Source organism: Bradyrhizobium sp. AZCC 1719, from assembly GCF_036924525.1.
GTDB lineage: Bacteria > Pseudomonadota > Alphaproteobacteria > Rhizobiales > Xanthobacteraceae > Bradyrhizobium.
The window spans coordinates 5131169-5151726 of record NZ_JAZHRU010000001.1 but is presented as its reverse complement, the minus strand read 5'-3'; the positions used below and the strand labels follow the sequence as shown (position 1 = coordinate 5151726).

Sequence of the window (20558 nt, the reverse complement as noted above, 5' to 3'; positions counted from 1 at the left end):
TAGCGAACCTTTTCCGGGACTTTTTCCGGGATTTTTGGTCCCCTATCCTGCACTTCGGGTTCTTTGTTCGTTTTTTGTGCCAACGCAACAAGAGCAGGACTTCGAAAAATGCTCATGAATTCAAATGCTTTAGGTCCTGAACTCGGACTTCACGCGGAGTCACCGTCAAGCTCTGAAAACTCGGATGTACCAGCGCTTCCGGCGCGACCGTGAGCACGATCAGGGCCGCGACCGCGAGCGTGCGAAACGTAATCGCGCGGCGATCGACCATGACGGCGATCAGCACCACGGCCGTCATGAAGAACGATCTTTGCGTCGCGACCTCGGCGCCCGACAGCAGCAAATAGAACGCAGCGGCAACGAGGGCTGCCGCCGCCGACCACTTCTTGATGGGCTGGCCGACCGTGAGCACAGGAAACAACGCCAATAGTGCCCGCACCGCGAAAAACACGACGCCGGCGACGACGGCCATGTGATAGCCGGAGATCGACAGCACATGGCCGAGACCGGAGATGAACATCGCGTCGTTCACCGGCGGCGAGATCGCGTCGCGCCGCCCGGTCAACAGCGCGGTCGCAATCGCGCGCCTGTCGCCTTCCAGCGTGGTCCTGATCCGCGCGTCAATCGTATCGCGCAGGCCTTGCATCACGGCCGAATAGCGCAGGCGGAGCCCGCCCGCGGCGGGCGGCTCGGCGGTCTTGATCGCGCCCATCACGAAGCCGGAGGCGCCGATGCCGGCGAAAAACATGTCGCGGCTGAAATCGTAGCTGCCCGGCCGCACCGGCGAAAGCGGCGGCAACAGCCGCGCCTTCAGCTCGACGAAGCTGCCGACCGGCGGGGCCGTGCCCTTCCTTACCGAGAGCCGTACGCGCTCCAGCTTTGTCGTTCCGCGCGCGCTTTCCATGGTGACGACGCGAAGGACAAAACGGTCGGTGCGCTCGCGAATGTCGCGCGTCTCGACAAAACCCGTCAGCGACACCGAAAACATCGGTCGCGCCAGCACGCCATGCGCGATCCGCGCGGTCTTCCAGGTCGCGACCGCAAAGCCCGCGGCGACGGCCGCGATCATCACCGCGGCGGGAAAGAATTTCTGCCGCCGCAACAGCACCGCCACCGCGCACAGCGCGATCGCCACAATGGCAGCCACCGACAGCACCGGCTCATGATCGGCAGCGAAATAAAAGGCAATGCCGGTACCGAACGCCACCGGCACCCAGGGCAGCAGGCGCCCGGCGCCGGCTTCCGCGCGCGCCCATGTACGCAAGGTCTCGATCAGTGGCAGCCAGAAAGCCGGACGCGACGGCGCAAGGCCGCCGACCGGCGCCGCAGCGCGCGGCGGCCAGGTGCCGGCATAGCCCCGTTTTCGGCCCGACGTGTCGCCCTGCTCCGCCACCGAGCCTACACCTTACGATCTCGTGGAGACCACAAGACTACCGGACGCTGTATTCAGCCCGCTAGCGGAACGGATGCAGAAACCTGAAGAAATGCACACCGGCTGGCGCTACAGTCGAACGCGATGGATTGAACCGGAATCAGGACAAAGAAGCGACATGAAGCTTGCGGCCAGCCTTTTATTCGCGGTGATCTTGATCACCTCCAACGCCAATGCCGCCACTCCGGAGCAATGCCGCTTCATCGAGGCAAGAGCAGAGCGCGAAGCGTGCTATCAGCGCCAGGACGTTGCGCGGGCCGCCCGGCAACAGACCGATGCGGCCCGGCAGGCACAGCAAAAGCCGTATGAGCCGATGACCCAAGACGATGCTCAGCTCGCCAAATCCCTGCGCAGCATTTGCCGGGGCTGCTAGGCCGATCCTGAAGCGACGCGGGTGCGAAAGGTCATCACGCTTGACACACGCCCATCGCGGCCGACCGCTACTCAAAGCGTAACCGTCCGGCCTGCGTTGTGTTGCCGCTGCTCTTCCCCGAAGCCACTATCCGATCCCGGCAGCTCACCGGCAGGAACGCGCTGCTGAAAGCGCTCTTGCAAGTGCGCCGCAGCAGGATGCACACTGTGCGCGCGGGATCAGGTGTCAACGTCTACGGTTCTCAGCTCGACTGGAATTCACAGTCGCGCTCAGAATGAGAGGAGCATGACGCCATGCGAGAAACCGAAATCCACGACTATGCGCGGCAGTTACTGGAAGCACATGGCCCCAAGGCCATTGCGGAAGCCGCCCACAATGCCATCGAACTCGAGGCAAAAGGCGAGGTCGAACTGGCCAGAACCTGGCGGCATATCGAAGACGCGATGAAGATGATGCGTGGTCCCCACCAAAGCTGAGGCTGCCGGCGCGGCAACGCAGAACATGGGCCAGGAGCCGTCGCAAGTCGCTTCGCCGCGCCTGAAGCGCATCACGACGTGCAAGGTGGGCTCTCCATTACAGGAGTGAAGCCATGTTTCCGAAGTGTGCGACAGCCGAAGATCTCGTGAAGGCGATCAAGGACGAGAAGGTGCAGATGATCGATCTGCGCTTCACCGACTTGCCCGGAGTGTGGCAGCATTTTTCCGTCCCGCCGGGTGCAGCGAGTATCGATGCTCTCGGCGAAGGCATTGGATTCGACGGCTCATCCATCCGCGGATTTCAGGAAATTCAGGAAAGCGACATGCTGGTCGTGCCGGACCCGGCCACGGCCTTTCTCGACCCGTATTCCCCTGTGTCGACCCTGGTCCTGATCTGCAACATCAGGGACCCCGTGACCGGTCAACCCTATAGCCGTGACGCCCGTTACATCGCCCAGAAGGCCGAAGCCAACCTGAAGGGCACCGGCCTCGCCGATACGAGTTACTTCGGCCCGGAGGCGGAGTTCTTTGTGTTCGACGAGGTGCGCTACGGACAGGGCATCAATCATGCCTTCCACGAAATCGATTCCAGTGAAGGGAGCTGGAATACCGGCGCGGAGGAAGAGCCGAATCTGGGCCACAAGCCGCGCCCCAAGGAAGGATATTTTCCCGTTCCCCCGACCGACAGCATGCAGGCTCTCCGCACCGAAATGGTGCTGACGATGGAACAGCTAGGCATCCAGATCGAAGCCCATCACCATGAAGTCGCGACCGGCGGCCAGAACGAGATCGACATGCGCTTCACTACGCTGACCCGCATGGCGGACAATCTGATGATCTACAAATACGTGGTGAAGAACACCGCTCGCGAGCACGGCAAAACCGCGACGTTTATGCCGAAGCCGCTGTTCGAGGACAACGCCTCGGGAATGCACGTTCACCAGTCCCTGTGGAAAGGCGAGACCAATCTGTTCTACGACAAGGGCGACTATGCCGAGTTGAGTCAGCTCGGCCGCTACTACATCGGCGGCCTGTTGACTCACGCCTGGGCGTTGTGTGCGCTTTGCGCCCCCACCACGAACTCCTATCGGCGTCTGGTGCCAGGCTACGAGGCTCCGATCAATCTGGTCTACTCCCAGCGCAACCGCTCAGCCTGCTGCCGGATTCCGATGTATTCGCCGAACCCGCGGGCAAAGCGGGTTGAATTTCGTTCGCCGGATCCCTCCTGCAATCCCTATCTGGCCTTTGCCGCGATGCTGATGGCCGGTCTCGACGGCATCACCAGCCGGATCGATCCAGGCAGCCCGATCGACAAGAACCTTTATGACCTGCCGCCCGCCGAGGCGAAGAACGTGAGGTCGACACCGGGGTCGCTGGATCAGGCGCTTGACGCGCTCGAGCGCGATCACGCCTTCCTGCTCCGTAACGACGTGTTCACCGGCGACGTGATTGAGACCTGGCTCGACTACAAGCGGAAGAAAGAGGTCGATCCGATCCGGCTGCGCCCTCATCCATACGAGTTCCATTTGTATTACGACATCTAGAAGGGGATGACGCAGGGGACCGCGTCCTGACGCGCAACCGGCCTATAGCTCGATCAGCGGCGTCTTCGACGAGACGTGATGGCTGACGATCTTCCAGTCGCCGTCTTCGCGGACGATCACCCAGGTGATTTTCACCACCAGCGGCTCGGCACCCATCTCGACGGTAAAGGTCGCGGTGCCTGCGACGTTGATCAGGTCGGCCGCCACCTGCGCGGTCCTGACATCGGTGAATTGAACTGATGGCGACTGCCATCTCGGCAGCCCCTCGAAATAGGACTGCACGCCGTCGCGACCGCGGTAGAAGTTGGGGTTTGAGCCGAAGAAGAATGCGTTGCGTGAATAAAGTGAGGCCAGCGCCTTGGCATCCAGTCTGCCGAACGCCGCTGCCCATCGGTCCATGATGCCGGAGACGATGTCGTCGGTGGCGTCCTGCATCGATGATCCAATCTGAAATCGCTACCCCTCATGGTGAGGAGGCGCTTTAGCGCCGTCTCGAACCATGCGGCCCGGCTCGTGCCATTCATCCTTCGAGACGCCGCTTCGCGGCTCCTCAGGATGAGGTCAGGCATGTTGCCGGTGGGCACGGCGCAAGTGCGCCTTTGCCCACCCTACTCCGTGCCTCACCCCTTCCCGCCGACTTCCTTGGCAAACGTGTCGCGCAGGCCGATGGTGCGGTTGAATACCGGCTTGCCCGGCGCGGAATCCTTGTCGCGTACGAAATAGCCCTGCCGCTCGAACTGCATCACCTCGCCCGAATTGTCTGATGCGACCGATGGCTCGATCCGTGCGTCGGGCAACACTTCCAGCGATTCCGGACTGAGGTCGGCGGCGAAATTCGCCGCACTCGGGCTCGGGTTCGAGAAGAGCTGATTGTAGACGCGGATTTCCGCCGGCACCGAATCCTTGGCCGACAGCCAGTGCATCGTGGCCTTGACCTTGCGGCCGTCAGGGGCGTTGCCGCCCTTGGTGGCGGGATCGTAGGTGCAGCGGAGCTCCATGACTTCACCCGCGTCGTTCTTGATCACGCCGGTGCATTTCACGAAATAAGCGTAGCGCAGCCGCACTTCATTGCCCGGCGACAGGCGAAAGAATTTTTTGGGCGGGTTCTCCATGAAATCGTCGCGCTCGATATAGAGCTCGCGCCCGAACGAGATTTTGCGCGTGCCCGCGGCCGGATCGTCGGGATGGTTGATGGCCTCGAGCTCCTCGACCTGGCCTTCCGGATAATTCTCGATCACGACCTTGAGCGGTCGCAGCACCGCCATCCGCCGCTGCGCCACCTTGTTGAGGTGCTCGCGAATGCAGAATTCAAGCATGCCGACATCGACCACGCTGTTGGCTTTCGCCACCCCGATACGCTTGACGAATTCGCGCACCGCGGCCGGCGGCACGCCGCGCCGTTTCAACCCGGCGATCGTCGGCATCCGCGGGTCGTCCCAGCCCGACACATGGCCGTCGCGCACGAGTTGCGTCAGCACGCGCTTCGACAGCAGCGTATAGGTCAGGTTGAGACGAGCGAATTCGTACTGACGCGGCTTTGACGGCACCGGCAGCTTGTCCAGCAGCCATTCATAGAGCGGCCGGTGGTCCTCGAATTCCAGCGTGCAGATCGAATGCGTGATGCCTTCGATGGCGTCCGACTGGCCGTGAGCGTAGTCGTAGCTCGGATAGATCGACCATTTGGTGCCGGTGCGCGGATGCTCGGCATGGAGGATGCGGTAGAGCACGGGATCGCGCAGGTTGATGTTGCCGGCGGCCATGTCGATCTTGGCCCGCAGCACGCGGCTGCCGTTCGGAAACTCGCCGGCCTTCATGCGCCGGAAGAGATCGAGGTTTTCCTCCACCGTGCGGTCACGAAACGGCGAGTTCTTGCCGGGTTCCGTGAGCGTGCCGCGGTTGATGCGGATTTCTTCCTGCGACTGGTCGTCGACATAGGCATAGCCCGCCTTGATCAGGCCCTCCGCCCAGTCATACAGGCGATCGAAATAGTCGGAGGCGTAATAGAGGTCGGTTCCCCAGTCGTAGCCGAGCCAATGCACGTCGGCCTGGATGGAATCGATATATTCCTGCTCTTCCTTGGTCGGGTTGGTGTCGTCGAAGCGCAGATGACACTTGCCTCCGAACTCCTGCGCGATGCCGAAATTGAGGGCAATCGACTTGGCATGGCCGATATGCAGATAGCCGTTCGGCTCCGGCGGAAATCGGGTCACGATCCGGCTGTGCTTGTCGGAAGAGAGATCGGCCTGGACGATGTCGCGGATGAAATCGCGCCCCGCCTCTGCCGTTACCGGTTCTGTGGTCATCCTGAGTTCCTGTTAGGGATTGGCGAACCTTCTGCCAAATTCGCCCCTGTGAGCCAAGCCCACTTTGCCACCGGCCCGGGCTTTAGTTATGCACCGTTCCTGCTATACACCACCGCCGTTCACCGCTCACGCGCTTGGTAATGACTGATTCCGTCGTCACACGCTTCGCCCCCTCGCCCACCGGCTTCCTCCATATCGGAGGCGCCCGGACCGCGCTGTTCAACTGGCTTTACGCCAAGAAGCGCGGCGGCAAGATGCTGCTGCGGATCGAGGACACCGACCGCGAGCGTTCCACCGAAGCCGCCATTACCGCCATTCTCGACGGGTTGAAATGGCTCGAGCTCGATTGGGACGACGACGTCATCTACCAGTTCAGCCGCGCCGCGAGGCATCGCGAAGTGGCCGAGCAACTGCTCGCCAGCGGCAAGGCGTACCGTTGCTACGCCACCGCGGAGGAGCTGACTGCGATGCGCGAGAAGGCGCGCGCGGAGGGCCGCACCCGCCTCTATGATGGGATGTGGCGGGATCGTGATCCGGGAGAAGCGCCCGCCGGCATGAAGCCGACCATTCGCCTGAAGGCCCCGCAGACCGGCGAGACCGTGATCGAGGATCAGGTGCAGGGCCGCGTGGTCTGGCAGAACGAAAACCTCGACGACCTCGTGCTGCTGCGTGGCGACGGCAATCCGACCTACATGCTGGCTGTCGTGGTCGACGACCACGACATGGGCGTGACCCATGTCATCCGCGGCGACGACCATTTGATCAACGCCGCACGCCAGAAGCAGATCTACGACGCGCTCGGATGGGACATCCCGAACATGTCCCATATCCCGCTGATCCATGGCCCCGACGGCTCAAAACTCTCCAAGCGCCATGGCGCGCTCGGTGTCGACGCCTACCGCGCCATGGGATATCTGCCGGCGGCGCTGCGCAATTACCTGGTCCGGCTCGGCTGGAGCCATGGCGACCAGGAGATTTTCTCGACGCAGGAAATGATCGACGCGTTCGACCTGCCCGCGATCGGGCGGTCTGCTGCACGCTTCGATTTCGCCAAGCTGGAAAACCTCAACGGCCACTACATCCGCCACGCCGACGACGGCGCGCTGGTGTCCCAGTTCGAGAGCGTTCTGGACTATGTCCCCGATGGCGCCGAACTGAAAGCGAAGCTCAACGACACCACCCGCGCGCAATTGCTGCGGGCGATGCCGAGCTTGAAAGAACGCGCCAAGACCTTGATCGAGCTGATCTCAGGCGCCTACTTCATCTTTGCCGACCGCCCGCTCCAGATCGAGCCGAAGGCCTCAGCTTTGCTGACGCCGGAAACCCGAGCGCTGATCGGCCAACTCCGCACCGCGCTGGAAACCGTGACCGACTGGCGCGCCGAGACCACCGAATCCGCCATGCGGAATTTCGCGGAGCAGAACAACCTCAAGCTCGGCGCCGTCGCCCAGCCGCTCCGGGTGGCGCTGACCGGACGGACGACTTCGCCGGGTATTTTCGACGTTTTGGCAGTCCTGGGGCGGGAGGAATGTCTGGGTCGGCTAGCTGATCAGGCGGCCGGCTGAAGCCCCTACCTTATGCGGGTTTCCGGCCATCTTGCAGTGCACAGGGCAATAAGCTAACCCATTTGCCGCCGCCTCCAGACAAGCCGGCCTCCTTGCTTGTGCCCCGGAAAATGGCACCAGGGTCAGGCGCGGTTTTCGCAACGATTTCATCGGGGACTTCACGATGGACGCAAAATCCAGCAACAAGACTGCAACCCTCACGGTAGGCAACAAGACCTACGATTTCCCGATCCTCAGCGGCACGGTGGGGCCAGATGTCATCGACATCGCCAAGCTCTACGCCCAGGCCGGGATGTTCACCTACGACCCCGGCTTCACCTCCACCGGAAGCTGCCAGTCCAAGATCACCTATATCGACGGCGACGCCGGCGTGCTGGAATACCGCGGCTACCCGATCGAGCAACTCGCCGAGCAGGGCGACTTCCTCGAGACCTGCTACCTCCTGCTCTACGGGGAACTTCCGACCAAGGCCCAGAAGCAGGATTTCGACCACCGCGTGATCCATCACACCATGGTTCACGAGCAGATGGCCCGCTTCTTCCAGGGTTTTCGCCGCGATGCTCATCCGATGGCGATCATGGTCGCCGCCGTCGGCGCGCTGGCCGCGTTCTATCACGATAGCACCGACATCAACGATCCGCGGCAGCGCATGATCGCCTCGATGCGGATGATCGCGAAGGTGCCCACGCTGGCCGCGATGGCCTACAAATACACCGTCGGCCAGCCCTTCATGTATCCGAAGAACTCGCTCTCCTTTGCCGAGAACTTCCTGCACATGTGCTTCGCGGTGCCCTGCGAGGAATACAAGATCAATCCAGTGCTGGCTGACGCGCTCGACAAGATCTTCATCCTGCACGCCGACCACGAGCAGAACGCCTCGACCTCGACGGTGCGTATCGCCGGCTCGTCCGGCGCCAACCCGTTCGCCTGTATCGCCGCCGGCATCGCCTGCCTGTGGGGCCCGGCGCATGGCGGCGCCAACGAAGCGGCGCTGGCGATGCTCGCGGAGATTGGTTCCGTCGACAAGATTCCGGAATTCATCGCGAAGGTGAAGGACAAGAACTCAGAAGTCCGCCTGATGGGCTTTGGCCACCGCGTCTACAAGAACTACGACCCGCGCGCCAAGATCATGCAGAAAATGTGTCACGCCGTGCTGGCCGAGACCGGCCATGGCGACGACCCGATGCTGAAGGTGGCGCTGGAATTGGAAAAGATCGCGCTCAACGATCAGTACTTCATCGACCGCAAGCTCTACCCGAACGTCGACTTCTATTCAGGCATCACGCTGAAGGCGATGGGCTTCCCGACCTCGATGTTCACCGTGCTGTTCGCGGTTGCCCGCACCGTCGGCTGGATCAGCCAGTGGAGCGAGATGATCGAGGACCCGCAGCAGAAGATCGGCCGTCCGCGCCAGCTCTATACCGGCGTCGCCCGCCGCGATTACGTGGCGATGGACAAGCGGAAGTAAGCGACGTCGCTTATAAGACAGCTCGGAAAGCCGGATGCGATCGTCGCATCCGGCTTTTCTCTTGTAGGGTGGGCAAAGCGCAGCGTGCCCACCATTGAAGACAACGGTCGCGGATGGATGGTGGGCACGCTTCGCTTTGCCCACCCTACGGCGCCCTACCCCCGCCGCGCCTGCCACATCGTCGCCAGCACGATATCCGCGGCGCGCACGCTGGGCGGCTGGTTGCCGGTCGACATGATCGCGTCGATCTTCCCGAATGCCTCGAGTTGCTTGCGACGCAGCTCGCTGTCGCCCATCGCCTCGCGCAGCGCGGCTGCGAGCTTTTCCGGCGTACAATTCTCCTGCAGGAATTCCGGCACGACATTCTCGCCGATCACGAGATTGGCCAAGATCACCGAGTTCACCTTGATCGCCCGCCGCAAGATCCAGGCTTCCACAGCGCCGGTCCGGTAGGCCGTCACCATCGGCACGCCAGCCAAAGCCAGTTCGAGCGTCACGGTGCCGGATTTGGCGAGCGCTGCGTGCGCGATCCGGAATGCCGCCCGCTTCTCCTGCTCACCGATCACGACCTGGGGCTGCACCGGCCAGCCCTTCACCGCGTCCACGACCGCCTCCTGCAGGTGCGGCATGGTCGGCAGCACCAGTTCAAACGGCGTGCCCTGCTCCTGCAGCAGCCCCACCGCCTGGCCGAATACCGCCATGTGGTGACGAATTTCACTGCGGCGGCTACCCGGCAGCACCAACAGCACCGGCGGCGATTCCGCCCGCCGCTTCGCCTCGTCGGCATCCGGACGCAGCGAGGCCAGTTGCTCGGTCAGGGGATGACCGACATAGGTGCAGGGAGGGCCGTGCAGCCTGCGATAGGCGTCGGGCTCGAACGGCAGCAGGGCCAGCACGTGATCGACATATTTGCACATCGCGCGCGCCCGGCCGGGCCGCCACGCCCACACCGAGGGCGACACATAATCGACGATCGGAATCCTGGGATCCTTGGCGCGCACGCGCCTGGCGACGCGATGGGTAAAGTCGGGGCTGTCGATGATGACGAGAATATCCGGCGATGCCTCCGTCACCACGATGGCCGTTTCCTTGATCAGCCCGAGGATCTTCGGCAATTCCTTGACGACTGCGGCCAGCCCGATGATCGAGAGTTCTTCAATCGGAAACAGCGACTCCAGGCCTTCGCGTGCCATTGCGCGGCCGCCGACGCCCTCGAACTGTACCGCATCGCCAAGGCGCTGGCGCAGCACCTTCATCAAGCTGGCGCCGAGGCGATCGCCGGATTCTTCCGTCGCGATCAGAAATATCCTCCGCTCCGTCCCGGCGGTCGCGCGAGGCGGCGTCACGCGGGCAAGCCCTGGATGAACAAGCCGGCGCTATCAGCGGCTTCGATCATGGCTTGCGAGTCCGCGGCAATCGTGTGGCCGGCGATCACGGCAATGCCGGCGAGCCCGGCTTTTGCCACGCCTTCGATGGTTTTTGCGCCCACGGTCGGCAGGTCGAAGCGCAAATCCTGCCCGCTCTTCGGCGCCTTCACCAGCACGCCGCGGCCGGATTTGGCGCGAATGCGCCCCGCCTCGCGCAGCCTCGCCACGCGCGCCAGCAGTCCGTCGGTGCCCTCGATATCCTCGACCGCGACCACGTGGCCGTCGATCACGACCACGGCCTGGCCGATGTCGAACGGACCGAGCGCGCCGAGCACCTCCCGCCCCTTGGCAATATCGGCGGCGGCGGCAGCATCCGGCGTGACGCGGGCAATGTTTCCCTCCGGCATCAGAATGTCCGGAGCGACATCCCTGATGCCGACCATCCGGAAACCGTCCTGTTCGAGGATGCGGCCGATCCCCGACAACAGGTGATCGTCGCCCGCCGCGAAACGCCGACCAGACGCGGCCGATCACGCGGATCGTTCCCCAGTCCAGCCTGATTTCCGACAGCGCAGGCCGCAGCAGCGTACCGATGAAGATCAGATCGCGGCAGCCCTCACTACGGAACAGCTTTGTCGCGCGGCCGAGCTGTCCGACCGAGATCCAGTGATGGCGGAAGCGGCCGACGCGATCCGGATCGCAGGCGCCGCGCAGCGCGAACAGCACCGGCGCCAGTCCCCGCGCGGCAAGCGAGTCCGCCACCGCGAACGGCATCGCGCCGCCGCCTGCGATGACGCCGACGGGCGATGAAATGTCGGAAGCCGCTGAGATCATGGCTGCGGCGATCCCCGTCATCAAGGTTTGTTGGCGTCGCCGGCGGGAAGGCAGAGCGCGCGATGCTTGCCGTCGCCGATGAAGGCGAGGATTTCGGCGATCGCCGGATCGTCTCCAGCCATCGGCTGCACCGCATTCAGCCGCTCGGCGAAGATGCCGGGACCATGAAACAGCTTCTGGTAGAACGAGCGCACCTTGGCGAGCCGCTCCCTGGTGAACTTGCGGCGCTTCATGCCGATGATGTTCAGCCCTTCGAGACTGGCATACTGTCCATTGGCGAGCCCGAACGGAATGATGTCGCCGCGGACGCCGCAGACGCCACCGACCATCACCTGCGGCCCGATCCGCGTGAACTGATGCACGGCAGACAACCCGCCGATGTAGACGAAATCGCCAATCTCGCAATGGCCGCCCAGCGTCGCTGACGTCGCGAAGATAACGTCGCTCCCCACGACGCAGTCATGGCCGACGTGGCTGTTGTTCATGAAGTAACCGCGTGCGCCCACCCGCGTGAGGCCGCCGCCCTTCTTCGTCCCGATATTCATCGTTACGCCTTCGCGGATGGTGCATCCTTCGCCGACCTCGAGCCGGGTCGGTTCACCGCGATAGCTGAGGTCCTGCGGCGGACCTCCCAATGCAGCAAACGGGTAAATGACACAGCCATCGGCGATGGTCGTATGCCCCGCCACGTTCACATGCGCGATCAACTTGCAATTCGCGCCGATGACGACGTTCGGCCCGATGATGCAATAGGGACCGATTGTCGTCCCCTCGCCGATCACAGCACCATCCTCAACCCGCGCGGTTGGATCGATCGTACCCATCAAGCAGCCCAGCCCATCGATTGCGCGCGAATATCTCGCGTTTTCCGGTGGTTAGCGCGGCATTTCAATGCTGTCTAGTGACGTATGATTACGTCATGTGTCGGGCGCACAAGGCCCGCAAGATCCATCCGATGCCGTCCGATTCCCCAGCCGAAGGCCGAGACGAGCCGTCGCTATGTCATGCTGCCGGGCAGGAAGCAGCGAATCGAAATCCCGAGCGAATCCTTCATCGGCCACACCATGGTTCGGCCGGCGCGATTTGGCTCGGTAATCACCGCATCGTCGGGGACGTCGATCCATTGGCCCTCGAGCCGCACGCGGTAATGGCCGTCCTTGGATTCCCAATCGACATCGGCGACAGCAGAGCCATCAGCGTCGGAGCAACATGGCCCCTTTCCGCTCCTGAGGCTGTCGAACCACGACTTGAGCGGGGATTTGGCGTAGCGACCGTCATCGCGGGCTACGGCATGTCCGCCGACAACAATCGCTGCGCCTAGCAGTGCAATACCGACCCAGAGAAATTTCATGCGGCCATCCGGCGACAGATTCCCCACAGCATCTATAAAGCTGCTGGCCGGCTGAAGTTCCCTCAACACGTCATAATTAGGCTGGACCGATCACCCAAAAGTTGATGCACGGTCGAACGGTGTCCTGCTGGTGCGCTTTCCAGCGAAAGTCTGCCCCGGACTTTGATCCGGGGTAGACACCGGTTCGCGTCAAGAAAACGCGTCAAAACAAGAATCTAAAGCCCGGTTCTGGATTCAATCAGAACCGAAAAGGCTCTAGCTGCCGGTCTGAGCAATCCAATCGCCCGGCTGCACGCGCGCGACCAGGACGGCCGGGCCCGAGCTACTGATCTTGTAGACGAGCGCCTCGCCCTCGCGGATATCGCCAAATTCCTTTCCGAAGGCATCGGCGACGTTGGTCTTGTGCGTCACCACCACATTATTGACGCCGGCTTTCAGAGGCGCATTGACGAGATCGCGGACGGCGCGCCCAATTTTGGCGTTCTTGCCGTCGGGGTTCGCCATCGCCGACGAACTGCCCGCGCCGCTGTCGGTCAGGGCGTCGACGGGAGACACGTCCTTGCCGCTGAGCAGCTTGCCGGTCTCGACCGCGCGGTTTAGCTGGCTTGTGTAGACCTCGCCGATCGGTATGCCAAGTTTGGCGAGCGCAGCCCCAAGGTCGCGCGCCAGCGTGCGGCCCTTCTCGCTCAGTTGGCGCTGTGCACTCATATCGTCGAATTTGAAGGGGTAAATGTCCTTCTGGCTATCGTCGGTGGCGCCGTGTCGAAACACGATGACGTAGCCGCCACCCTTGAGGGAGGTGACAAGACCGTTGAGATCTGCCGCGTAACCTTGCGGCGGCATCAGCAGAAAAATGACCAAACACGAAATGATGGACGCAAACTTGTTCAAGGACGCCTCCGTTAAAAAGCGTGGACCCAAGCCAGGTCTAATCAGCAAATTTCGTCAATCGACCTCGAAAATGGGTTTCCACTACCAAGGATTGAACAAAGACATCAGGAAGACGTCAGTTGTGTGGCGGGGTAGATGCAATCAGATTCAATCAGTCAGCATCGCGCCGACGTCGGCTTCCGCAACCACGGCACCATTTACCTTGGCGTCGCCGTGAAACCACCACATCGCCTTGCGGCGGCCGATTGAGCGCATGTGGTACTCGATGGTGTCGCCGGGCATCACCGGCTTGCGGAATTTGCACTTGTCGATGGTGAGGAAATAAACCGCGCGCGGCTTTTCGGTGCCCTCGACCGACTTGATGCCGATCACGCCGGCAGTCTGCGCCATGGCCTCGATCATCATCACGCCGGGATAGACCGGACGTTCGGGGAAATGGCCGAGAAACGGCGGCTCGTTGAAGGTAACGTTCTTGATGCCGATACCGCTGTAATCGGTCCGGATCTTGATGACCCGATCGATCAGCAGCATTGGATAGCGGTGCGGAAGCGTCTTGAGGATCTCGTTGATATCCACGAGCTCAAACCTGACCGGTGCCTCCTCCATCACTCGCGCCCTTCGCCTTTCGGATCGACTGTGCCACCCTGCACCAGCCGCTCCACTGCAATAATCTCCTTGAACCACTGCTTGGTCGGCTTTGCAAAGAAACCACCCCAGCGGCCGTTGGGTGGAATGTCGTCCTTGACCCCGCTCATCGCCGTCACCTGCGCGCCATCGCCGATCTTGAGGTGGTTGTTGATGCCCACCTTGGCACCCAGTGCGACGTTGTCACCGATCGTCAGGCTGCCCGCGAGCCCGATCTGGGCCGCGAGCAGGCAGTGCCTGCCGATGGTCACATTGTGGCCGATCTGGACCTGATTGTCGATTTTGGTGCCCTCGCCGATTACCGTATCCCGCAGGCTGCCGCGGTCGATGCAGGTGCCGGCGCCGATTTCGACATCGTTCTGGATCAGGACGCGGCCGGTCTGGGGCACCTTCAGATGGCCCTCAGGGCCGAAGAAAATGAAGCCATAACCATCCTGGCCGATGCTGCAGGCGGGATGGATCAGGACGTTATTGCCGATCAGGGCGAACTGGATCGCCGTGCGCGCGCCTACATTGCAGTCGCGGCCGATTTTGACGTCGGCGCCGATCACCGCGCCGGCACCGATTACGGTGCCAGTGCCGATCTCGACCCGCGGGCCGATCACGGCGAGCGGATCGACGATGACGCCGTCCTCGAGATGGGCGGACGGGTCGATGATCGCCGATGGCGCGATGCCGTCATTGTCGAACCAGGATTGCGGGCGGAGCGCATCGGCGTGCCACTCGCGCGCCAGCTTCACGAAGGCGCGGAACGGCTGGGCCGCCCGCAGCACCGCCACGTGGGCGGGCACCTGGGCCTCGAAACGCGGGCTGACCAGGCAAGCGCCGGCTTTGGTCGCCTTGAGCTGATCGGCGTATTTGAGATTGTCGAAGAACGCCAGATGCATCGGACCGGCTTCGTCGAGCGAAGCGAGGCCCCTGATCACATCACCGTCCCGCGCAGGGTCGACCAATACCGCTCCTGTCAACGCGGCCAGCTCGGCCAGCGTTGAGGAAGGGGGTTGTTTGAAGAATATCGGCTGCGCCATTTCACCCGTCGCAGTCCGGCCGCCATTCACACCGGAGAGCCGGCTCCGAAGAAGCGAAGCCGAACCCTCCTCTTACTCCTTGGTGTTCTCGTCACGTGGACCTTAGTCCATTGCGCTTCAAGACACCTCAGAACGATGTGCCACCGCCAAACTTGAATTCCTGCACGCGGTCAAACTGGCCCTTCGTAAGCGGAACCGCATAGTCGAAGCGCAGCGGACCGAAGGGCGAGGCCCAGATCAAGCCGACACCCACCGAGGTGCGAACCACATTGCCGTTGTCATATACCAAGCCCGTACAGGTTCCAGCTGAAGCCGGATTAACCGTCGACGGTGTGCAATTCGAGTTGGCCGTGGTGGTGAGTTCGGCCGTCTGAGCCCACGTCGTCGGTCCCTTGTAGTCAAAGAGTCCGCCGGCGTCGGCATAGATCGAACCCTTGAGTCCGACTTCCTTCGGCAGGAACCAGAACGGCATCTGCAATTCGAACGAAGCGCCCCAGTACTTGGTGCCGCCGAGCGCGTCACGCGTGCCGAACGGGTTCAAATCGCGCGGACCGATACCGTTCGGTGCAAAACCGCGCACCAGGTTCGGACCCATCTGGAAGTGATCCAGCATGCGCAGTTCGCTGCCGCCGAACTGGTTGAGCATGCCGCCCTGGAGATGGATCAGGCCGACGATATCGGCAACCAGCGGGCTGTAGTACTTCAGGTCGATCGCGGACTTGATGTACTTCACGTCGCCGCCGACGCCAGCGAAGTCCTGCTTCCAGTCGATCAGCAGGCCGTCGGTCGGGTTCTTGTTGTTGTCCAGCGTGTTGTAGTTCAGCGAATAGCCAACCGACGAGGTCAGCGCCTTGCCGCCCTGCAATTCCCTGCGAACCGGCAGCGAAGCTTCGCCGTCAAAATAACATCCAAGACCATTGGTCGAAGTCAGATCGATCCCCGTCGTCGCCGCAAATGCCGGGCTGGGGTTGAACAGCGGATTCGGCGAACCGTCTGGCAGGGTCTGAAGGTTGTTACAATTCCGCAGGGCATCCGGCAGTGAGATTTCCTGCTGATAGATCGAATAACGCAACTGCAGCGCGAGATCTTCGCGCAAGGTGAAGCCGAGCCGCGGGCTGAAGCCAAGCGTCTTGGTGCCATAGGCGATGTAGCTGTTGGCCAATTGCTCGCGGTAGAACAGATCGAGGCCGAGCGCGACACGATAGTCCAGCAAATAGGGATCGACGAACGACAGCGAACCGCCGCGCGCGTACTGACCGTAGGTCACGGCAGCCTTCGCATACAGGCCGCGGCCGAGGAAGTTGCGCTCGGAGATACTGACTTCGGCCAGCGCGCCGTCCGTGGTCGAATAGCCGCCCGACACCGAGAAGTCGCCGGTCGATTTTTCTTCGAGATCGACGACCAGGATCACGCGATCGGTCGACGAGCCGGGCTCGGTCAGGATCTTCACGCTCTTGAAGAAGTCGAGGTTCTTCAGCCGGCGCTCGGCGCGGTCGACGAGCGCGCGGTTGTAGGCGTCGCCTTCGGACAGGTCGAACTCGCGGCGGATCACGTAGTCGCGGGTACGGGTGTTACCGCGGACGTTGATGCGCTCGATATAGGTTCGCGGGCCTTCGTCGACGGCAAACACGATCGAAACGGTGTGCTGCTCGAAATTGCGATCGCCGCGCGGACGCACCACGGCGAAGGCATAGCCGCGCCGTGAAGCCTCGATCTGCATTTCCTCGACGGATTTCTCCAGCGCCTCGGCATTGTAAACCGAGCCGACGCTGACGCGCGAGAAGCCGCGCATCGAGGCAGCGTCGAGGGTCGGGATGGAGGTCTGGAAATCGACGGAGGCAACGCGATATTGCTGCCCCTCGTCGATCTTGAAGGTGACGAGGAAGCCCTTCTTGTCGGGGTCATACTCGGTCAGCGCGGCGACCACCTGCACGTCGGCGTAACCGTTCTTGAGGTAGAAGCGGCGAATCAGATCGCGGTCCGCCTCGACCCGGTCGGGATCGTAGACGTCGGCGCCGCCGAGGAAGCTCAGAAGGTTCGATTCGCGCGTCTTGATGACGTCCTTCAGGCGATAGGACGAATAGGCGACGTTGCCGATGAATTCGATCGACTTGACGCCGGTTTTGCTGCCTTCGGTGATCGTGAAGATCAGGTCGACGCGGTTGTTCGGCTGCTCGATGATTTCCGGAGTGACGCGAACGTCATAGCGGCCGGAGCGCCGGTAGATTTCGGCGATGCGCTGGGCGTCCGACTGAACCATCGGGCGCGAGAAAGTACCGCGCGGCTTGGACTGGATTTCAGCCGAAAGCTGCTCGTCCTTGACCTTCTTGTTACCTTCGAAGGCGATGCGCCCGATCACGGCGTTTTCGACGACCGTCACGACCAGCCGGCCGCCGACCTGGTTAATTCGCACGTCCTGGAACAGGCCGGTCTCGATCAGCGCTTTCAGGCCATCGTCGATCTGGGCCTGCCCGAGGCGGCCGCCAGGGCCTGGCTTGAAATAGGAGCGAATGGTCTCGACCTCGACACGCCGGTTCCCTTCAACGACGATCGACGCCGCGGTCTGGGCCGCAGCCGGCACAGACACCAACGCGCCCCCCATCGGCGCGGCCACCATGATCAGAGCGGCCAGCAGACCCCCCCGCACTCGCATTCCCAACATCATGCGCAACGCGCCCTCGTCATTGCACTGCCGGCTCGTACCCCTACGAACCGGCAGAATCCCAAAGTTGCATTGCTTGTAGCCAATTTCGACAGGGGGGCAAACCAGACATCGCGATGCGATTCCAATTTCATTCCAAGACGTTGCCAAAGGGCAACGTCATAAAAAAGCCGCTTCTACGATCTGCCGAACAGCCCCTTCAGCCAGGGCACCTGATGGAAGTCGTTATAGAAGGCGAAGACCATCAGCATCAGGACCAGAACCAGCCCGACTCGGAACCCGTATTCCTGGGATTTTTCCGACAATGGACGCCCGCGGAGCACCTCGGCCGTGTAGAACATAAGGTGACCGCCATCGAGCAAGGGCACCGGGAACAAATTCAATAGCCCGATCGAAATGGACAGCACCGCCGCCAGATGCAGCAGCGGAATGATTCCCAAGGTGGCCACCTGCCCCGAAATCTGCGCGATCCGGATCGGCCCGCCGATCTGGTCCGCGCTCGCCCGGCCGGTAAAAATGTTGCCGATATAGGCGAGCGTCTGCTCGATGACGAACCAGGTTTCCTTGATTCCGAGCCAGAATGCGGTCGCCGGATCGACCTTCTCGGTGGTCACCTCGCCCGGCGAGGTCGCACGGGTAATGCCGAGAATCCCGAGCCGCTGGGTATTTCCGAACGGATCCTTCACTTCGCGCAGTTCCGGCGTGCCCTTCAATTCAAGCGTGGAATCACCCCGCTTGACGGTGAAGGTCATGGTCTCGCCGGCGCGAACGCTCACGAAGCGCTGCATGTCGGAGAAACTGCCGATCTTCTTGCCGTCGATGGCGGTGACGACATCGCCGACCTGAAAGCCCGCCCGCTCGGCGGCGCTGCTGGCTTCGATCTTGTCGACGCGTGCCGTCGTGCTCGGCTTGCCAAAGAAGGTGAAGAGACAGGTGAAAATGACGATCGCCAGAATGAAATTCGCGATCGGACCGGCGGCCACGATGGCTGCACGCGCGCCGACTTTCTTGTGATGGAAACTGCCCGCGCGCTCTTCGTCGCTCATGCGGGCGAGCGATTCGGCCGATGCCGGCGTCGAGGCTTCCGATTCGTCGCCGAAGAACTTCACGTAGCCGCCTAGCGGGATCGCGGAGATCTTCCAGCGCGTGCCGTGACGGTCGTTGAAGCCGGCAAGTTCCGGCCCGAACCCGAGCGAGAACGTCAACACCTTCACGCCCGCCCAGCGGGCGACCAGGAAGTGGCCGAATTCATGGAAGAACACGACGATGGTCAGAACGAACAAAAAGGGAATGATGTAGCCGATGAGCCCGTGGCCCAACGTACTGAAACTGCTTAGAAAAAACTCTGACATCAGATTCCCCTCGACAAGAGCCGATGGCTCCGTCCCCAACCCTCTAGGATGCCTTTAAGGCAATTTGAGGCAATAGGGAGGCGGCTCGATTTCGCGCGTTATGGTCAACGGAGATCGCGTCGTCGGCCGAGCTCAAAGGCGCAAGGTTCCCGGCACGAATCCAGTCGTTGATGGTGGCTTCGACGAGGCGCGCGATCGATCCGAATTTGATCTTTCCGGCAATGAACGCCGCCACCGCCACCTCATTGGCGGCATTGAATACCGTGGTCGCGCCACGTCCTGTACGTAACGCCTCGTAGGCCAGCCGCAAGCCCGGGAACCGCTCGAAGTCCGGCGCCTCGAACGTGAGCTGGCCGATTTTTGCGAGGTCCAGCCTGGCCGACGGGCCAACGATTCGATCGGGCCATCCAAGGCAGTGCGCGATCGGGATGCGCATGTCGGGCGCGCCAAGCTGCGCAACCACAGAGCGATCGGAGAATTCGACCATGCCGTGGATGATCGACTGCGGATGCACGAGGACGTCGATCTCGTCAGCCGAGAGCGCGAACAGATAGGAGGCTTCGATGACTTCGAGGCCCTTGTTCATCATCGAGGCCGAATCAATGGTGATCTTCTGGCCCATGCTCCAGTTCGGATGCTTCAAGGCCTGCTCAAGCGTCGCCTGCTCGATGTCGGCCGGCGCCCAGGTGCGGAACGGGCCACCGGATGCGGTGATGATCACGCGCACCAATTCCTCGCGATTGCCGGAAGAGAGCGCCTGAAACAGCGCGTTGTGTTCGGAATCCGCCGGCAGGATGCAGGCGCCGGCCTTCGCCGCGCGCTGCATGAAGAAATCGCCGGCACACACCAGGCATTCCTTGTTCGCCAATGCGACGGCGGCGCCGCGGTCGACCGCAGCGAGCGCGGGCTTCAGCCCGGCCGCGCCGCTCACCGCCGCCATCACCCAGTCGGCGGGACGCGCCGCGGCCTCGATGATCGCGCTTTCGCCGGCGCCGCATTCGATATTCGTGCCTGCCAGCGCATCCTTCAGTTCGCCAAGCCGCGCGGGGTCGGCGATCGCCGCGAATCGTACGCCGAATTCCTTCGCGAGCCTGGCCAGCGCTTCGACATTGGAATTCGCAGTCAGCGCCTCGACCTGATAGCGGTCGCGCGCGCCGCGCAGCAGATCCATGGTGCTGTCGCCGATGGAGCCGGTGGCGCCGAGCACCGTGACGGTGCGCGCATCCGACCAAGCGGCCTTGTTGTTACGCAATGGAACTGCGCTCAT

Annotated in this window: 16 protein-coding genes and 2 pseudogenes; 5 read left to right on the top strand and 13 right to left on the bottom strand. The window is 62.4% G+C overall.

Annotated features, from left to right (window positions below):
• Window positions 1–172: 172 nt before the first annotated feature.
• Window positions 173–1393: pseudogene (locus V1292_RS24175) on the bottom strand (ComEC/Rec2 family competence protein); the annotation flags it as partial.
• Window positions 1394–1466: 73 nt separating this feature from the next.
• On the opposite strand from V1292_RS24175, the gene V1292_RS24170 reads away from it, so the two are divergent.
• The 3 genes from V1292_RS24170 (at window position 1467) to glnA (ending at window position 3825) form a co-directional block, all read left to right on the top strand.
• Window positions 1467–1805, top strand: coding sequence for a hypothetical protein (locus tag V1292_RS24170; protein WP_334375138.1), 339 nt, complete (start codon window positions 1467–1469; stop codon window positions 1803–1805).
• 293 nt (window positions 1806–2098) lie between these two features.
• Window positions 2099–2281, top strand: a complete 183-nt coding sequence (locus V1292_RS24165) for a hypothetical protein (RefSeq protein WP_334375137.1) — start codon at window positions 2099–2101, stop codon at window positions 2279–2281.
• Window positions 2282–2394: 113 nt separating this feature from the next.
• Window positions 2395–3825, top strand: coding sequence for a type I glutamate--ammonia ligase (gene glnA / locus V1292_RS24160; protein WP_334375136.1), 1431 nt, complete (start codon window positions 2395–2397; stop codon window positions 3823–3825).
• Window positions 3826–3867: 42 nt separating this feature from the next.
• Here glnA and V1292_RS24155 read toward each other — a convergent pair whose 3' ends face one another.
• Window positions 3868–4260, bottom strand: a complete 393-nt coding sequence (locus V1292_RS24155; protein ID WP_334375135.1) for an SgcJ/EcaC family oxidoreductase — start codon at window positions 4258–4260, stop codon at window positions 3868–3870.
• Window positions 4261–4445: 185 nt separating this feature from the next.
• Window positions 4446–6128, bottom strand: coding sequence for a glutamine--tRNA ligase/YqeY domain fusion protein (locus V1292_RS24150; protein ID WP_334375134.1), 1683 nt, complete (start codon window positions 6126–6128; stop codon window positions 4446–4448).
• A 140-nt stretch (window positions 6129–6268) separates the two neighbouring features.
• Here V1292_RS24150 and gltX point away from each other — a divergent pair, with 140 nt between their 5' ends.
• Both gltX and gltA read left to right on the top strand, forming a co-directional pair.
• Complete coding sequence (gltX, locus tag V1292_RS24145) at window positions 6269–7693, top strand: glutamate--tRNA ligase (protein ID WP_334375133.1); 1425 nt, start codon at window positions 6269–6271, stop codon at window positions 7691–7693.
• A 163-nt stretch (window positions 7694–7856) separates the two neighbouring features.
• A complete protein-coding gene (gene gltA / locus V1292_RS24140; protein ID WP_334375132.1) occupies window positions 7857–9161 on the top strand; it encodes a citrate synthase in 1305 nt (434 codons plus the stop codon).
• 155 nt (window positions 9162–9316) lie between these two features.
• Here gltA and lpxB read toward each other — a convergent pair whose 3' ends face one another.
• The 10 genes and pseudogenes from lpxB to dxr all read right to left on the bottom strand — a co-directional run bounded on the left by lpxB (window position 9317) and on the right by dxr (window position 20558).
• The gene (gene lpxB / locus V1292_RS24135; RefSeq protein ID WP_334375130.1) at window positions 9317–10507 is read right to left on the bottom strand and encodes a lipid-A-disaccharide synthase; all 1191 of its coding nucleotides are present in this window, start codon (window positions 10505–10507) and stop codon (window positions 9317–9319) included.
• A pseudogene (locus V1292_RS24130) lies at window positions 10504–11362 on the bottom strand (LpxI family protein). Before V1292_RS24130 ends, lpxB begins: the two are co-directional and overlap by 4 nt.
• 20 nt (window positions 11363–11382) lie before the next feature.
• Entirely contained in the window at window positions 11383–12186 is an 804-nt protein-coding gene (lpxA, locus tag V1292_RS24125) for an acyl-ACP--UDP-N-acetylglucosamine O-acyltransferase (RefSeq protein ID WP_334375129.1), read from the bottom strand.
• Window positions 12187–12359: 173 nt separating this feature from the next.
• Window positions 12360–12713: a hypothetical protein gene (locus tag V1292_RS24120; protein ID WP_334375127.1), complete on the bottom strand. Its 354-nt coding sequence runs from the start codon at window positions 12711–12713 to the stop codon at window positions 12360–12362.
• A gap of 255 nt (window positions 12714–12968) precedes the next feature.
• Window positions 12969–13604 (bottom strand): histidine phosphatase family protein, encoded by a 636-nt coding sequence (locus tag V1292_RS24115; RefSeq protein ID WP_334375126.1) that lies wholly within the window; start codon window positions 13602–13604, stop codon window positions 12969–12971.
• Between the two features lie 147 nt (window positions 13605–13751).
• Window positions 13752–14210: a 3-hydroxyacyl-ACP dehydratase FabZ gene (gene fabZ / locus V1292_RS24110; protein WP_028345839.1), complete on the bottom strand. Its 459-nt coding sequence runs from the start codon at window positions 14208–14210 to the stop codon at window positions 13752–13754.
• Window positions 14210–15277, bottom strand: a complete 1068-nt coding sequence (gene lpxD, locus V1292_RS24105) for a UDP-3-O-(3-hydroxymyristoyl)glucosamine N-acyltransferase (protein WP_334375124.1) — start codon at window positions 15275–15277, stop codon at window positions 14210–14212. Before lpxD ends, fabZ begins: the two co-directional genes overlap by 1 nt.
• A 127-nt stretch (window positions 15278–15404) precedes the next feature.
• Window positions 15405–17942, bottom strand: a complete 2538-nt coding sequence (gene bamA, locus V1292_RS24100) for an outer membrane protein assembly factor BamA (RefSeq protein WP_334375123.1) — start codon at window positions 17940–17942, stop codon at window positions 15405–15407.
• Between the two features lie 173 nt (window positions 17943–18115).
• A complete protein-coding gene (gene rseP / locus V1292_RS24095) occupies window positions 18116–19291 on the bottom strand; it encodes an RIP metalloprotease RseP (RefSeq protein WP_334375122.1) in 1176 nt (391 codons plus the stop codon).
• A gap of 43 nt (window positions 19292–19334) precedes the next feature.
• On the bottom strand, window positions 19335–20558 hold the full coding sequence (gene dxr / locus V1292_RS24090) for a 1-deoxy-D-xylulose-5-phosphate reductoisomerase (protein ID WP_065747375.1): 1224 nt from the start codon (window positions 20556–20558) through the stop codon (window positions 19335–19337).

Bases quoted from the DNA above. Each gene is read 5' to 3' on its own strand.
- V1292_RS24170 (WP_334375138.1), top strand. From the start codon at position 1,467: ATGCAGAAACCTGAAGAAATGCACACCGGCTGGCGCTACAGTCGAACG.
- V1292_RS24165 (WP_334375137.1), top strand. From the start codon at position 2,099: ATGCGAGAAACCGAAATCCACGACTATGCGCGGCAGTTACTGGAAGCA.
- glnA (WP_334375136.1), top strand. From the start codon at position 2,395: ATGTTTCCGAAGTGTGCGACAGCCGAAGATCTCGTGAAGGCGATCAAG.
- V1292_RS24155 (WP_334375135.1), bottom strand. From the start codon at position 4,260: ATGCAGGACGCCACCGACGACATCGTCTCCGGCATCATGGACCGATGG.
- V1292_RS24150 (WP_334375134.1), bottom strand. From the start codon at position 6,128: ATGACCACAGAACCGGTAACGGCAGAGGCGGGGCGCGATTTCATCCGC.
- gltX (WP_334375133.1), top strand. From the start codon at position 6,269: ATGACTGATTCCGTCGTCACACGCTTCGCCCCCTCGCCCACCGGCTTC.
- gltA (WP_334375132.1), top strand. From the start codon at position 7,857: ATGGACGCAAAATCCAGCAACAAGACTGCAACCCTCACGGTAGGCAAC.
- lpxA (WP_334375129.1), bottom strand. From the start codon at position 12,186: ATGGGTACGATCGATCCAACCGCGCGGGTTGAGGATGGTGCTGTGATC.
- V1292_RS24120 (WP_334375127.1), bottom strand. From the start codon at position 12,713: ATGAAATTTCTCTGGGTCGGTATTGCACTGCTAGGCGCAGCGATTGTT.
- fabZ (WP_028345839.1), bottom strand. From the start codon at position 14,210: ATGGAGGAGGCACCGGTCAGGTTTGAGCTCGTGGATATCAACGAGATC.
- lpxD (WP_334375124.1), bottom strand. From the start codon at position 15,277: ATGGCGCAGCCGATATTCTTCAAACAACCCCCTTCCTCAACGCTGGCC.
- bamA (WP_334375123.1), bottom strand. From the start codon at position 17,942: ATGATGTTGGGAATGCGAGTGCGGGGGGGTCTGCTGGCCGCTCTGATC.
- rseP (WP_334375122.1), bottom strand. From the start codon at position 19,291: ATGTCAGAGTTTTTTCTAAGCAGTTTCAGTACGTTGGGCCACGGGCTC.
- dxr (WP_065747375.1), bottom strand. From the start codon at position 20,558: ATGAGCGCAGTTCCATTGCGTAACAACAAGGCCGCTTGGTCGGATGCG.